This window comes from Bombella apis (genome assembly GCF_018221685.1).
In the GTDB taxonomy this organism is placed as follows: Bacteria; Pseudomonadota; Alphaproteobacteria; order Acetobacterales; family Acetobacteraceae; genus Bombella; species Bombella apis.
Genome location: NZ_JAGJTM010000004.1, coordinates 138033 through 151626, shown reverse-complemented (window position 1 = coordinate 151626; position 13594 = coordinate 138033). Strand labels below are relative to the sequence as shown.

11 protein-coding genes and 1 tRNA gene are annotated in these 13594 nt (G+C 60.4%); 8 read left to right on the top strand and 4 right to left on the bottom strand.

Going from position 1 to position 13594, the window contains the following annotated elements; translation table 11 throughout:
* Positions 1-49 precede the first annotated feature (49 nt).
* Positions 50-1177: a DNA adenine methylase gene (locus J8Z04_RS03880; RefSeq protein ID WP_197981632.1), complete on the bottom strand. Its 1128-nt coding sequence runs from the start codon at positions 1175-1177 to the stop codon at positions 50-52.
* A gap of 187 nt (positions 1178-1364) precedes the next feature.
* Between J8Z04_RS03880 and metK the strand changes: the two genes are divergently transcribed.
* The 7 genes from metK (at position 1365) to J8Z04_RS03845 (ending at position 7719) form a co-directional block, all read left to right on the top strand.
* Positions 1365-2549, top strand: coding sequence for a methionine adenosyltransferase (gene metK, locus J8Z04_RS03875; protein WP_081562489.1), 1185 nt, complete (start codon positions 1365-1367; stop codon positions 2547-2549).
* 60 nt (positions 2550-2609) lie between these two features.
* Positions 2610-3362 (top strand): tRNA (guanine(46)-N(7))-methyltransferase TrmB, encoded by a 753-nt coding sequence (gene trmB, locus J8Z04_RS03870; RefSeq protein WP_192848555.1) that lies wholly within the window; start codon positions 2610-2612, stop codon positions 3360-3362.
* Between the two features lie 51 nt (positions 3363-3413).
* Positions 3414-5063: an electron transfer flavoprotein-ubiquinone oxidoreductase gene (locus J8Z04_RS03865; RefSeq protein WP_227449753.1), complete on the top strand. Its 1650-nt coding sequence runs from the start codon at positions 3414-3416 to the stop codon at positions 5061-5063.
* A gap of 69 nt (positions 5064-5132) precedes the next feature.
* Positions 5133-5882 (top strand): electron transfer flavoprotein subunit beta/FixA family protein, encoded by a 750-nt coding sequence (locus J8Z04_RS03860; RefSeq protein WP_043558796.1) that lies wholly within the window; start codon positions 5133-5135, stop codon positions 5880-5882.
* Positions 5882-6796 (top strand): electron transfer flavoprotein subunit alpha/FixB family protein, encoded by a 915-nt coding sequence (locus tag J8Z04_RS03855; RefSeq protein WP_086431715.1) that lies wholly within the window; start codon positions 5882-5884, stop codon positions 6794-6796. The genes J8Z04_RS03860 and J8Z04_RS03855 overlap by 1 nt, the downstream gene beginning before the upstream one ends.
* A gap of 190 nt (positions 6797-6986) precedes the next feature.
* A tRNA-Pro gene (locus J8Z04_RS03850) sits at positions 6987-7063 on the top strand.
* Between the two features lie 290 nt (positions 7064-7353).
* Positions 7354-7719: a hypothetical protein gene (locus J8Z04_RS03845; RefSeq protein WP_192848554.1), complete on the top strand. Its 366-nt coding sequence runs from the start codon at positions 7354-7356 to the stop codon at positions 7717-7719.
* 86 nt (positions 7720-7805) lie between these two features.
* Here J8Z04_RS03845 and hemH read toward each other — a convergent pair whose 3' ends face one another.
* The 3 genes from hemH to J8Z04_RS03830 form a co-directional block, all read right to left on the bottom strand.
* Positions 7806-8837 (bottom strand): ferrochelatase, encoded by a 1032-nt coding sequence (gene hemH / locus J8Z04_RS03840; protein WP_192848553.1) that lies wholly within the window; start codon positions 8835-8837, stop codon positions 7806-7808.
* A gap of 125 nt (positions 8838-8962) precedes the next feature.
* On the bottom strand, positions 8963-10027 hold the full coding sequence (locus J8Z04_RS03835; protein ID WP_081562491.1) for an aspartate-semialdehyde dehydrogenase: 1065 nt from the start codon (positions 10025-10027) through the stop codon (positions 8963-8965).
* Between the two features lie 82 nt (positions 10028-10109).
* Positions 10110-10748 (bottom strand): 2OG-Fe(II) oxygenase, encoded by a 639-nt coding sequence (locus J8Z04_RS03830; RefSeq protein ID WP_192848552.1) that lies wholly within the window; start codon positions 10746-10748, stop codon positions 10110-10112.
* Between the two features lie 142 nt (positions 10749-10890).
* On the opposite strand from J8Z04_RS03830, the gene J8Z04_RS03825 reads away from it, so the two are divergent.
* Positions 10891-13593, top strand: coding sequence for a 2-oxoglutarate dehydrogenase E1 component (locus tag J8Z04_RS03825; RefSeq protein ID WP_212125574.1), 2703 nt, complete (start codon positions 10891-10893; stop codon positions 13591-13593).
* The last annotated feature ends 1 nt before the right edge of the window (position 13594 follow it).

The window sequence follows — 13594 nt, the reverse complement described above, 5'->3', positions numbered from 1 at the left end:
CCAACAGGCAGGTCCCGCATGCCATCCCGTCCTTTCTGGTCGTGTATCCTTACCTTTTGTCCACCAGATACAGATTCTCTGTTACATATCTGTCCCTGTCAGACAGATTCCGGCAGCCACGGAACGTGTTGTAACACGTATCCATGACACTCACCTTCCCCAAGGACCAGAGTTCCGATATGAAACGGTCACGCTTGATGAACCCTTCGGAATTATAGGAAATAAGCACGAAATCGGCTTTCACATTGTCAATGGCATCAAAGAGACGTGTCTCTGCATGTCGTGCCTTGTTGTAGAAAGATCTGTTCCACTCCTTCGGGATGCCGGAAACCCGACTGATATCAAGCGGTCTCCTGTAATCACATAAGATATTCAGCATGAAATAGTTCGATCCATAAGGATGCTGATTGTAAGGGGGATCAAAATAGGCAATGTCCACCTTCCCAACATCCCTTACAACGTCATTCGCATCGCCCTTATGAATGAACGACTCACAGGAAAAATGGCTCAGAACCGGCGCAACCACCTCAATATTCCGCATGATGCGGGACAAGGCATTGCGGGAATCTCCTCCAAACTGACCAAATCCGGCCCGATTCTTGTAAAATCCCTTGAAAACACCAGATGTATTCGTGTGCACGGAAGCTTGGGCAATGACCGGAGCAAGAACATACGGTTTCAGATGATCCGGTGTCTGGGCAAGAGCTCTACAAAAACTGTCCAGAAAAATGGCATTCCGTCTCGTGTAAAAAACTCTTTCTCCGTATTTTATGGTGCGATCATCCTGCGGAGCATATAATTCCGCAATGAAGCCCGGCTCGAAATTCGTTTCAACATCCCGTCTGATCCGCCGGATTTCATGATCCAGCTCATGAATATCAAGAGCCCCCCTGTTCGTCTGGTAGCAGGTATTCGTAACGAAGCTGTACTCTTCAAGATCATTGCAGTGGATACATCTGGCATGGCGTCTGGCCATGCGGGCCACGACGCCTGTTCCTGAAAAAAGGTCAAGAAAATCAATGTGATCCTTGCCAAGCCTTGTTTTCACATCGACGATGGCTGCCTCGATGAAATCCAGAAGCGCCCTTTTATTTCCCAGATAGGTAATCAGCTGGGTTCTGAGAAAATCCTCTTCTTCCCGGAACAGGATTTCATTTTCCCCTGCACATCCAGTCACTCTGAAACCTATCCTCTCATATTCACCATCCCCCTCCCATACAGCACATCCCGGCCATGCAGTAAGCCCGCTCTTGACCTCGAGGGTATTTTCAGCCAAGCGGTAGAATTCTTACTTCCTGTCACTTGTGCCTTTCGGGGGGCAGGGGCAGCCTCTTTTCACCACTCATTCCCTGTGAGGTCCCTGAGTGCGCAATCACGGCGATTTTCTCTTTACGTCTGAATCCGTTTCCGAAGGTCATCCCGACAAGGTGGCAGACCGTATCTCCGATACCGTCCTCGATGCTTACCTTGAAGCCGACCCGGAAGCCCGTGTAGCCTGTGAAACGCTGGTTACCACCAACCGTGTCATTCTGGCCGGTGAAGTCCGTGGCCCCAAGGCCGTGGAGGACACCCTGATCGACCGTGCCCGTCAGGCCATCAAGGACATCGGCTACGACCAGGAAGGCTTCTCCTGGAAAAAGGCCGAGATCACCTCCTTCCTCCATGCCCAGTCCGCTGACATTGCCGTCGGCGTGGACAGCGCAGGCGACAAGGATGAAGGGGCCGGTGACCAGGGCATCATGTTCGGTTTCGCTACACGTGAAACAGAAGAGCTGATGCCTGCTCCCCTGTTCTATGCCCAGAACATCCTCGAGCGCATCCGGGACTACCGCAAGCAGGGTGATGCCCGTGGCGTCGGCCTGCTGCCAGATGCCAAGAGCCAGGTCACGCTGCGCTATGTGGATGGCAAGCCGGTCGGTGCGACCTCCGTTGTCGTTTCCACGCAGCATGTCGAAGGAATGCGGCAGAACACCATCCGTGAGATGGTGCGTGAGACCGTGCGTGAAGTCCTGCCGGAAGGCTGGATGTGCCCGGAACACGAATTCTACGTCAACCCGACGGGCAACTTCGTCATCGGTGGGCCGGATGGTGATGCCGGTCTGACAGGCCGCAAGATCATCGTGGACACCTATGGCGGTGCCGCCCCTCACGGTGGCGGGGCTTTCTCCGGCAAGGACCCCACCAAGGTGGACCGTTCCGCCGCCTATGCCGCCCGCTACCTCGCCAAGAACGTGGTAGCTGCCGGTCTGGCCGACCGCTGCACCATCCAGCTCAGCTACGCCATCGGCGTCTCCCGTCCGCTTTCCGTCTATGTCGATCTCGACGGCTCCGGCAAGGATGTGGATGAGGTCCGCCTCGGCTCCCTGCTGAACGAGATGGTGGACCTTTCTCCCCGTGGCATCCGTGAACGCCTGCGCCTGAACCGCCCCATCTACGCCAAGACGGCTGCCTACGGGCATTTTGGCCGTATTCCAGACCCCGCTCTGGACAACTTCACATGGGAGAACACCGACTTGGCCGAGCAGCTCAAGAGCGCGCTCAACCGCTGAGTCTGTCTCCATGGAGGGGGCTGTCCCCCTCCACCCTTCAGGCCCCTTCTCCCGACCCGCATGGACCATGCGTTGAGGGTGGGGGCTTTTTGCCATTTTCAGACTGTGTATCGACCGTTGCCTGACGACATCAAACCCCAGCCCGAACGTCTCTATGGCCGCCAGCGTGGCCATCCTCTCCGCCCCCGCCAGCAGCGCCTGCTGGATGAGGCCCTGCCCCGTGTGCATTTCCGCAACATGGCCGACCCGCTGAAGGGCTTCGGGAAGCCGGTTTCAAAGCTCTATCTGGAAATCGGATTCGGTGGCGGTGAACATGCCTTCGATCAGGCGGCCCGGAACCCCGAGACAGGCTACATCGCCTCGGAAGTGTTCGATAACGGCGTCTGCTCCCTCCTCTCCCGCATCATTCCCGAAGGCGAAGAGGCCACGGCCACCGGTCCTGACAACCTGCGCCTCTGGGCGGAAGATGGCCGCCAGCTGCTGAAGGGCCTGCCCAATGGCTGCCTGGACCGGGCCTACCTCATGTTCCCGGACCCGTGGCCGAAAGCACGCCATGCCAAACGGCGTTTCATCCATCCCGAAAACATCCGGCAGATGGCCAGACTCCTCAAGCCCGGTGCCCACTGGCGAGTGGCCAGCGACCATCCCGTCTATCAGGAGTGGGTCACAGAAGTGATGGGCCAGCAGGACCTCTTCGAGGCTCCAGCCCCTGCACTGGAACGGCCTGAGGGCTGGTCCCCCACCCGTTATGAGGCCAAGGCCTTCCGTGAAGGACGGCAGCCTTTTTACTGGACCTTCACACGGAAAGGGTGAGATACGTCCCCCGTACAGCTTCATGTTTCAGGCAGCCAGCAGGAGTACGCCATGACGCAGCCACAGAGCGATAACACCGCCATTGAACGGGAAGAAATGGCTTTTGATGTTGTCATCGTGGGTGGGGGGCCTGCCGGACTGACGGCGGCCATCCGGCTGAAACAGGAAAATCCGGACCTCTCCGTCTGTCTGCTGGAAAAAGGAAGCGAAGTCGGCGCCCATATCGTCTCTGGTGCCGTACTGGAGCCCACAACGCTGGCCGAACTCTTCCCGGACTGGAAAGAACGGGGGGCCCCGCTGGATACGCCCGTCAGCAGTGAAAAGCTGCTGTTCCTGACCAGAAAGGCCGCTCTCCCCGTCCCGGCCCTGCATCTGCTCATGCCGCAGATGGACAACCGGGGAAATTACGTCATCTCTCTCGGAGCCTTCTGCCGCTGGCTGGGAGAACAGGCCGAGGCTCTGGGAGTCGAAATCTATCCCGGTTTCGCCGGAGCTGACCTCTTCATCGAGAATGGCAGGGTCTGCGGTATCATCACCGGGGACATGGGCGTGAACCGGAAGGGAGAAGAAAAACCGGACTACATGCCGGGCATGATCCTGCGGGCCAGCCAGACCATTCTGGCCGAAGGTGCCCGTGGCTCCCTGAGCAAGAAGGCCATGAACACCTTCGACCTCCGCAAGGGGGCCGACCCGCAGACCTTCGGCCTTGGCATCAAGGAAGTCTGGGAAATTCCGGCAGAAAAACACCGCCCCGGCTTCGTGCAGCACAGCTTCGGCTGGCCGCTGGACACACACACCTACGGCGGGGCCTTCCTCTACCATTTCGGGAAAAATCTCGTCTCCTACGGCTTCATCACGGCCCTGGATTACCGCAACCCGTGGCTGTCACCGTTCGAGGAAATGCAGCGCACCAAGCAGCACCCGGCCTTCCGGGAGCATTTCGAGGGTGGCCGGCGCATCATCTACGGGGCACGGGCCATCTCTGAGGGAGGCGTGCAGTCCCTGCCCCATCCGGTCTTCCCCGGAGGGGTGCTGACAGGCGATTGTGCCGGCTTCCTCAACATGCCCAAGATCAAGGGCATCCATACCTCCATGAAATCCGGCATCATCGCTGCCGAGGCGGTGATGGACGCCATCCAGAATGAGCAGGCCGAAGCGTCTTCCTACATGGACCGCCTCAAAAGCTCGTGGCTGTGGAAGGAACTGCACGCCGCCCGCAACATCCGTCCGGCCTTCTCGCACTGGGGGATGCTGGGCGGGGCCCTCTATAGCGGAATCGACAGCATGATCTTCCGCGGGCAGGCCCCGTGGACGCTGCGCCATCGCCATGCCGACAACGAGACGATGATCCCGGCAGAAAAGGCCCCAAAAATCAGCTACCCCAAGGCGGACGGGACACTGACCTTCAACCGGGCCGAGTCCGTCTTCCTCAGCAATCTGAGCCATGATGAGGACCAGCCCGTACACCTGAAAGTGCAGGACATGGCCACATGGAAAGAGGTCAACCTGACCCGCTTCGCCGCACCGGAGAGCCGCTACTGCCCGGCTGGTGTCTATGAGACCAGCGAAACGGACGAGCTGGTCATCAATGCCCAGAACTGTGTGCACTGCAAGAGCTGCGACATCAAAGACCCGGACCAGAACATCACCTGGTGCACGCCAGAGGGCAGCAGCGGGCCCAACTATCCTTCCGGGATGTGACTTTTGAGACAAAAGGGGATAGTCTGAAGACAGTTTCACTTTGAGCCGCGACAGCAACAAAGGATGACCATGAAGGTTCTTGTCCCCGTCAAAAGGGTTGTTGATTACAACATCAAGCCGCGTGTCGCGGCTGATGGTAGTGGTGTCGAAACGCAGGGCGTGAAAATGTCCATGAATCCGTTCGACGAAATTGCACTGGAGGAGGCCCTCCGCCTTCGTGAGAAAGGCCAGGCTGACGAGGTGGTTGCTGTTACCATCGGGGCACAGGTCGCTCAGGATGTTCTGCGCACGGCCATGGCCATGGGTGCCGACAGGGCCATCCTCATCCAGACCGATGCCGAAGTCGAACCCCGTGCCGTCTCCAGCCTTCTCAAGGCCGTTGTGGAGAAAGAACAGCCGGGTCTTGTCTCCATGGGCAAACAGGCCATTGATGACGACATGAACGCCACAGGCCAGATGCTGGCCGCCCGTCTGGGCTGGCCACAGGGGACCTTCGCCAGCAAGGTGGAAATTGCCGATGGCAGGGTCGAGGTCGCCCGTGAGGTCGATGGCGGAACGGAAACCGTCTCCCTGAGCCTGCCAGCCGTCATCACGGCGGACCTGCGCCTCAACGAGCCACGCTATGCTTCCCTGCCCAACATCATGAAGGCCCGCAAGAAACCGCTGGAAACGATCGAGGCCGGCTCCCTCGGCGTGGACCTGACGCCGCACCTGAAGATCGTCAGCGTGGCGGAGCCGCCGGAACGCAAGGCCGGTGTCATTGTGGAAACGGTGGAAGAGCTGGTCGAAAAGCTCAAGACGGAAGCGAAGGTGATCTGATGACCGCACTTGTTCTGATTGAAGCCGAAAACGGCAGGATCCGTCAGGGCTCCCGCTCCGCCGTTGCCGCTGCCTCCCGCTTTGGCGATGTCGATGCCCTGCTTCTGGGCAAGGCAGGAACAGAGGCCGCCAGCAAACTGCCGGGCATCCGCAAGGTCCTGCATGTCCCCGCACTGGACCATGCTCTGGCCGAACCTGCGGCTGCCCTGCTGGCCAGCCTGGCAGAGTCTTACAGCCATATCCTCTCCGCAGCGTCCTCCACTGGCAAAAACATCCTGCCCCGCCTCGCTGGTCTGCTGGACGCCCAGCCGATCTCCGACGTCGTGGCCATCAAGGATGATGCCACCTTTGTGCGGCCCATCTATGCGGGCAATGCACTGGCTACCGTGCAGTCCAGCGACAGCATCAAAATCATGACTGTCCGCTCCTCCAGCTTCGACCCCGTGGAAGAAGAAGGTGGCAGTGCCCCCATCGACGTGCTGGACGCTCCGGCAGATGACGGCAAAAGCAGCTTCGTAAAACTGGAGCAGAGCCAGTCTGACCGGCCGGAGCTGGAAGTGGCCCGTGTGGTCATCTCTGGCGGCAAGGGCCTCAAGGATGCCAGCAACTTCCATACCCTGCTGGAACCAGTGGCCGACAAGCTGGGCGCTGCCATCGGGGCCTCCCGTGCGGCTGTTGATTCCGGCTTTGCGCCCAATGAGATGCAGGTCGGACAGACCGGCAAGGTCGTGGCTCCCGAACTCTATATCGCCACCGGCCTCTCTGGGGCCATCCAGCATCTCGCCGGGATGAAGGACAGCCGTGTGATCGTTGCCATCAACATCGACCCTGAAGCACCGATCTTCAAAGTGGCCGATTATGGCATGGTCGGGGATCTCTTCGAGCTTCTCCCCGCTCTGGAAAAAGCCCTCTGAGGCACCCGGCAGGCGAGGCAGACACGCCCCTTTGCCCGGTTCTTTGCAAAAACCCGCTCTTCCTTCTGGGAGGCGGGTTTTTTTGCGTGTCATGCCCATTTCTGTAAAGAAGGCTTCATTTTTCTATAAAAACAGTCCGTTTGCCCCTTGCGCCTTTCCCTGATGAAGGGTAGGAATAGCCCCACAAAGTCGGAGTGTAGCTCAGCCTGGTAGAGCACTGTGTTCGGGACGCAGGGGCCGGAGGTTCGAATCCTCTCACTCCGACCATTTCATCCCCTGACAATTCCATTTTCTTTCGTTGGCCAGGCAGGTTGTCTTTCCCGGCGTGGTTCCTTTGTCATGTTGGCGCTCCCCATAGTGTGATCGTATCATTAAAGTAAAGATTAACCTTTAGCATCCTTTCCAGCCCTGTCCCTCTCCCCATATCATGAAGGGGCAATGGACGCTCTCTCCATTATGAGCAATAAGAGGGCGTGCCTTTCATCATGATGGCCGAAACCGGACGCCACTCATCCATGACCAACAGGCCAGTCTCATTTTTCTGCAAGGATCAGATCATGACCCGCAAGATTTACTCTCTCATCGCTGCTGCCATGCTGGCCGGTTCTGCTGCTCCAGCCATGGCCGAGCCGGGTGGTTGCCTGAAATATGGTGCCGCCGGGGCCGTAGCTGGCCATGTTGCCCATAAGCATGGCGTAATCGGTGCTGTAGGCGGCTGCGCCGTCGGCATGTATCAGCGCCACAAATACCGCAAGAGCATCGCCGAGAAAGCTGCCCTGTGGGAGAAGGAACATCCTGTCGACAGCAAGCAGAATGGTTCCGGCTGGTGGCAGAACAACCATTCTGCTGCTGCGACAAACCAGAAGGCCCAGTGGTACGATGCCGAACATCCGGAAAGTAACGCACAGCCTGCGGCTCACTGATGCCTGACCGTTCCTGTGTGAACAGAAAAACCCGGCCAGAAATGGCCGGGTTTTTTCATGCCTGAACGGAATGTTCCTTCACCCAGTCAGAACTGGAACCCTTTCATGGCCTGCCGGGAGAGGGTCTCCAGCAACGTGACAGCCTCTGGCGCATCATTCAGGCAGGGAATGAAAGCAAATTCCTCACCACCTGCTTCCATGAATTCCTCACGCACCTCACGACCAATTTCATCCAGCGTTTCGATGCAGTCCGCCATGAAACCGGGCATGATGACGGCAATCTTCGTGATCCCCTGTTTCGGCAGGGCCGAGATGTAAGGGGCCGTATAAGGCTGCAACCATTCCATGGGGCCGAAGCGTGACTGGAAGGTCAGCGGAACCTCCTCCTCGCTCAGACCCAGAGCCGCCGCCAGAGCTTTCGTCGTGCGGACACATTCATCCCGGTAGGAGTCGCCCTTCTCCACGAACTCTTTCGGCAGGCCATGATAGGAGGCCACCAGACGCTGCGGCGTGAAAGACAGTCCCTCATAAACCCGGCGCACGGAAGCCACCAGGGCCTCAATGAACTGTGGATGATCCGGGAAGGAAGGAACCGTCAGCACGGAAGGCTGAAGCCGCAGGCGCATCAGGGCACGGAACAGCTGGTCATTGGCCGTTGCGGTCGTCGTGGCGGAATATTGCGGATAGAGAGGAATGCTGACGATACGGTCACAACCCTGGTCCATCAGCTCCGCCACGGCCTGCTTCACAGAGGGCTGGCCATAGCGCATCCCCCAGGCCACCGGGATTCCATCCGGGGCCAGACGCTCGGCCAGCCCTTCCGCCTGCTTGCGGGTGAAGACACGCAGAGGGGAGGCATTCTCCTCCCTGTCCCAGATGCGGGCATAGTTGGCCCCACTGGCCGAGGGCCGACGGGCCAGCACCAGCGTGTTGAGGATCGGCTGCCAGATGAGGGGATGGGCCTCAATCACCCGCCTGTCTGAAAGAAACTCCCTCAGATAGCGGCGGACGGAGAAATACCCCGTATCATCCGGCGTGCCGAGATTGACGAGAAGAACACCAACCCGCCCCCCGGAGGGAACAGGCGTGCGAGGAGGCGTGTAAGTGAAATAAGACATAGCTCATCCACTATGGAGACAGCACCACCTTTTGGGAAGAGGATTTCACTTACACTCTTTTACAGGCGTAACTTATGAAAAGGTTCCACCAGCAAGGCAGAACCTTTTCCAGAAAGTAACGCCTTTTACGCCGGCTCTTCCGGGCGGGCAACCGGCTGCCAGAGCGGCGAGTCCTTGCCGATCAGATGCTGCTCATGCAGGCTTTCGGCAATCTGCACGGCATTGAGGGCTGCTCCCTTGCGGAGATTGTCCGACACGCACCAGAAGGCCAGACCATTCTCCACGGTCGGGTCGATGCGCAGGCGGGACACATAGGTGTCATCCTCACCCACACATTCGATCGGAGTGACGTAACCGCCATCTTCCCGCTCGTCCCGCAGCACGACGCCCGGAGCCTTCCGCAGGGCGGCACGGGCCTTCTCCAGATCGACCGGCTTCTCACACTCGATGCTGATGGCCTCGGAATGACCGATGAAGACCGGCACACGCACGCAGGTGGCCAGAACCTTGATGTCCGGGTCCAGAATCTTGCGGGTCTCGACCGCCATCTTCCATTCTTCCTTGGTGGAACCATCCTCCATGAAGCGGTCGATATGCGGGATCAGGTTGAAGGCGATCTGCTTGGTGAACTGGGCAATGGTCGGTGCGTCATTCACGAAGCTGCCCTTCGTCTGGCTGAACAGCTCATCCATGCCTGACTTCCCGGCTCCCGACACGGCCTGATAGGTGGACACCACCACACGCCTGATGCGGAACAGGTCATGCAGCGGCTTCAGGGCCACCATCATCTGGGCGGTGGAGCAGTTGGGGTTGGCGATGATGCCCTTGCGGGCCTTCTTCAGGGCAGCTGCATTGACCTCCGGCACCACGAGCGGCACGCCCGGCTCCATGCGGAAATGGGACGTGTTGTCCACGACCAGACATTTCGCTGCCGCAGCCTTGGGGGCATACTTTGCAGATACCGCCCCACCGGGAGAAAACAGGGCGATATCCCAGCCCGTGAAATCGAACGTCTCCAGATTCTGGACCTTCAGGACCTTCTTCTCACCAAAGGACACCTCACGCCCGGCAGACCGGGCGGAGGCCAGTGCCACGATGTCATCCACCGGGAACTGACGCTCCGCCAGTGTCTTCAGAATCTCACGCCCAACAGCCCCTGTCGCTCCAACGACGGCAACCCTGTAACCCATTCTCTCATTCTCCCTCGGGCAGGGCCCAACCCCGCCCCGTTTCATTCAGAAACCCATCCGGGCCTCATTATAAGAGCTGTCTCTACCCGAAAAAAGGCAACCGCTTGCAGAAGGCGGACACATGATGGCGCACCAGCTCATACCGGGCACGGCCATCCCGCGCCATGTAATTGAGCTGGACCGTGTGGCGTGCCCCCACATAGGGGCGGTGGCCGTGCCATGTGTCCGGCCCATTGGGGAAAATGACCAGCGTGCCACCAACAGGCGGAATCTCGCTGGCATAATCCTCCACATCGTCAGGCCCGTTGAGAAAACGCAGGCACCCCCCCTTGTGATCCCAATCCTTTTCCGGGTCATTGAGATAAAGCAGGATGGTCACACGCTTGGAGGCACTGTCCCTGTGTATGCGGCCATCCTTGGCCCGTGTCTGGCCCCGCATGGTCACCATGCTGGGCGCAGAACGGACATCCAGCCCGAATTTCTCAGAGACGATCTCTTTCAGCCGGGGCCCGGCAAAGTCTTCCATCATGGCCTTGAGCTCGGGATGGAGCTCCAGCGCCCCGATGGGGAAAGACCCGCCCGCCCGTATCTCCGGCAGCAGGGACACGGCCCGGGCCAGCGACGGCCCTGCAAGGAAATCCGACACCACAATGTGCGGACATGGCACCCGGCTGACCACGGCCCGCCTGACAGCCTCGTAATTGATAGAAATCGTACTCATGGTGACAGTCACGCTACCGCCCTCCGGCAGGGCAGGCAAGCCGTCCCGGCCCCTCTGACGACAAGGTGAGGGAAGATTTTGCCTTCCCGGCACGATCGGTTAAAAATACCCTCCCAGCGAGGCAAGAAGGAAAGATGCCATCATGACGGGCTCACCGAACCACCAGAATGCGATCAATGGCGAAAACATCGCCTATCTCGGTGAGCTGTACACCCAGTGGCTGGAGGACCCGGCCTCCGTCCCTTCCGACTATGACACGCTGTTCGCCACCATGGGCGACCCTGCCAGACATGAGACAGGCCCGCACGCCACGGTCCCGGACGTCAGCCTGCGGGATGAACGGCTGAAGGAGGCCTTCCGCCTCTGCGGGCATCTCCAGGCAGAGCTGGACCCGCTGGGCCTGCGCCCTGCCCGCCAGATCGATGCCCTCACCCCCGACAGCCAGACCGACCCCACCCTGCTGGCCCGCCTGAAACGGACCTATTGCGGGCCGATCGGGGCGGAGTTCATGCATCTTCAGGACAGCCAGCAGCGGCAGTGGTGGATCGACCATCTGGAAGAAAAACCGGCCACCGCCCTGCCCCTCTCGCAGGAACGCATCCTGAGCCTGCTCACCCGTGCCGAAGGTTTCGAGACCTTCTGCCAGCAGCGTTTCACCGGGATGCGCCGTTTCGGCCTTGAAGGCGGAGAAAGCCTCATCGTCGCCCTTCAGGCCCTGCTGAATGAGGCGGCACGGGACGGCGTGCGCTCCATCTCGCTCGGCATGCCCCATCGGGGGCGGCTGAATGTCATGGCCAACATCCTGCGCAAGCCTTATGCCGCCATCTTCAGCGAATTCGCAGGCAAGGCCTTCTACCCGGAAGGCATCCGGGTCTCCGGGGACGTGAAGTACCATCTGGGCACCACGACCACCATCCGGCAGGGCCGCCACGAGATCCGCATCTCCCTCCTCCCCAACCCGTCCCATCTGGAAGCGGTGGACCCGGTCGTGTTGGGCCGGGTCCGGGCCGCCCAGGACAGGGACAGGGATGAGGACCGCCAGAAGCATCTGGGAATTCTCGTCCACGGGGACGCCGCCTTCGCCGGGCAGGGCGTGGTGTATGAAACACTCCAGCTGTCCCGGCTGGAAGGATACCGTACCGGCGGCACGGTGCATCTCATCATCAACAATCAGGTGGGCTTCACCACCAGCCCGGACTCGGCCCATTCCGGCATCTGGAACACCGACATCGCCAAGACCGTGCAGGCCCCCATCCTGCACGTGAATGGCGACAACCCCGAGGCCGTGGCCCGCTGTGCCGCCCTTGCCCATGAATGGCGGAAGACCTTTGCCAGCGACATCGTGGTGGACATCATCAGCTACCGCCGCCACGGCCATAACGAGACGGACGACCCCGCCTTCACGCAGCCTGCGATGGTGCAGACCATCAGCCAGCACCCGACACTCCGCCGCCTCTATGCCGAGAAGGTTCTGGCCGAGACGGACATCCACCCTGCCGAGGTGGAGGCCCTGTGGGATGATGTGCAGGCCCAGCTCCATCAGGCCTTCGAGGATGCCGACACCTACCAGCCGGACCCGACCGACTGGCTGGATTACAGCCCGCAGGACCCCACCCGCCTGCTGGACACGCCCGAACGCATCCAGCCCATGACGGGCGTGCCCCTGCCCCGGCTCCAGCAGGTTGGGGAAGCGATGACAGCCATTCCGGCGGATTTCACCGTCCATCCCCGTCTAGCCCGGCAGCTTCGGGCGAAGCAGGCCACGCTGGCCGAGGGCGGCCCGGTGGACTGGGCCACGGCAGAGGCCCTTGCCTTTGGCACGCTGGCCCTTGATGGCCACGCCATACGCCTCTCCGGGCAGGATTGCGGCCGGGGAACCTTCAGCCAGCGCCATGCCGTGCTGACGGACCAGCATACGGGCCATCACTACACGCCGCTGGCCCATATCGCCCCCCGGCAGGCTCCCGTGAACGTGTGGAACTCCCCCCTCTCCGAATATGGCGTGATGGGGTTCGAGTATGGCTATTCTCTGGGCAACCCGGATGCGCTGGTGCTGTGGGAAGGCCAGTTTGGCGACTTCGCCAACGGGGCGCAGATCATCATCGACCAGTTCCTTGCAGCCGGAGAGACAAAATGGCTGCGGACATCCGGCCTGACCCTGCTCCTGCCCCACGGCTATGAGGGAGCCGGGCCGGAACATTCCTCCGCCCGCCCGGAGCGCTTCCTCCAGCTCTGTGCCGAGAACAACATGCGGGTCTGCATGCCCTCCAGCCCGGCGAGCTTCTTCCATCTGCTCCGGCGGCAGATCGCCCGCCGCTGCCGCAAGCCGCTGGTCGTGTTCAGCCCCAAGTCGCTCCTGCGGCACAAGCAGGCCGTCTCCCTGCTCAGCGAGATGGGACCGCAGACACGCTTTGCGCCCGTCATTGCCGATGCCACCTGCGCCGGTGGCGCACGGCGGGCCATCCTGTGCAGTGGCAAGGTCTATTACGACCTCATCCAGCAGAGGGAAGACGCCGGACTGAAACACTGCGCCATCATCCGGCTGGAGCAGCTCTATCCTTTCCCCCATCATGCCCTGGCCGAAGAGCTGGGTCATCACCCCCAGGCAGAAGACGTCATCTGGTGTCAGGAAGAGCCGGAAAATGGCGGGGCCTGGCAGTTCGTGGACCGGCGCATCGAAGCCTGCCTGCGGGAGATCGGCCATGCCTGCACCCGCCCGCATTATGCCGGGCGCAAGGCCTCCGCCTCACCCGCCACCGGGCTGCCCGGCATCCACCAGGCCGAGCAGGAAACGCTCATCCGGCAGGCCCTGGGGCTGGAGGCCGCCTCCCCATCCATCGACTGAT

Coding starts and splice junctions, on each gene's coding strand:
- J8Z04_RS03865 (WP_227449753.1), top strand. CDS start 3,414: ATGACGCAGCCACAGAGCGATAACACCGCCATTGAACGGGAAGAAATG.
- J8Z04_RS03825 (WP_212125574.1), top strand. CDS start 10,891: ATGACGGGCTCACCGAACCACCAGAATGCGATCAATGGCGAAAACATC.
- hemH (WP_192848553.1), bottom strand. CDS start 8,837: ATGTCTTATTTCACTTACACGCCTCCTCGCACGCCTGTTCCCTCCGGG.
- trmB (WP_192848555.1), top strand. CDS start 2,610: ATGGACCATGCGTTGAGGGTGGGGGCTTTTTGCCATTTTCAGACTGTG.
- J8Z04_RS03860 (WP_043558796.1), top strand. CDS start 5,133: ATGAAGGTTCTTGTCCCCGTCAAAAGGGTTGTTGATTACAACATCAAG.
- J8Z04_RS03835 (WP_081562491.1), bottom strand. CDS start 10,027: ATGGGTTACAGGGTTGCCGTCGTTGGAGCGACAGGGGCTGTTGGGCGT.
- J8Z04_RS03845 (WP_192848554.1), top strand. CDS start 7,354: ATGACCCGCAAGATTTACTCTCTCATCGCTGCTGCCATGCTGGCCGGT.
- J8Z04_RS03855 (WP_086431715.1), top strand. CDS start 5,882: ATGACCGCACTTGTTCTGATTGAAGCCGAAAACGGCAGGATCCGTCAG.
- J8Z04_RS03830 (WP_192848552.1), bottom strand. CDS start 10,748: ATGAGTACGATTTCTATCAATTACGAGGCTGTCAGGCGGGCCGTGGTC.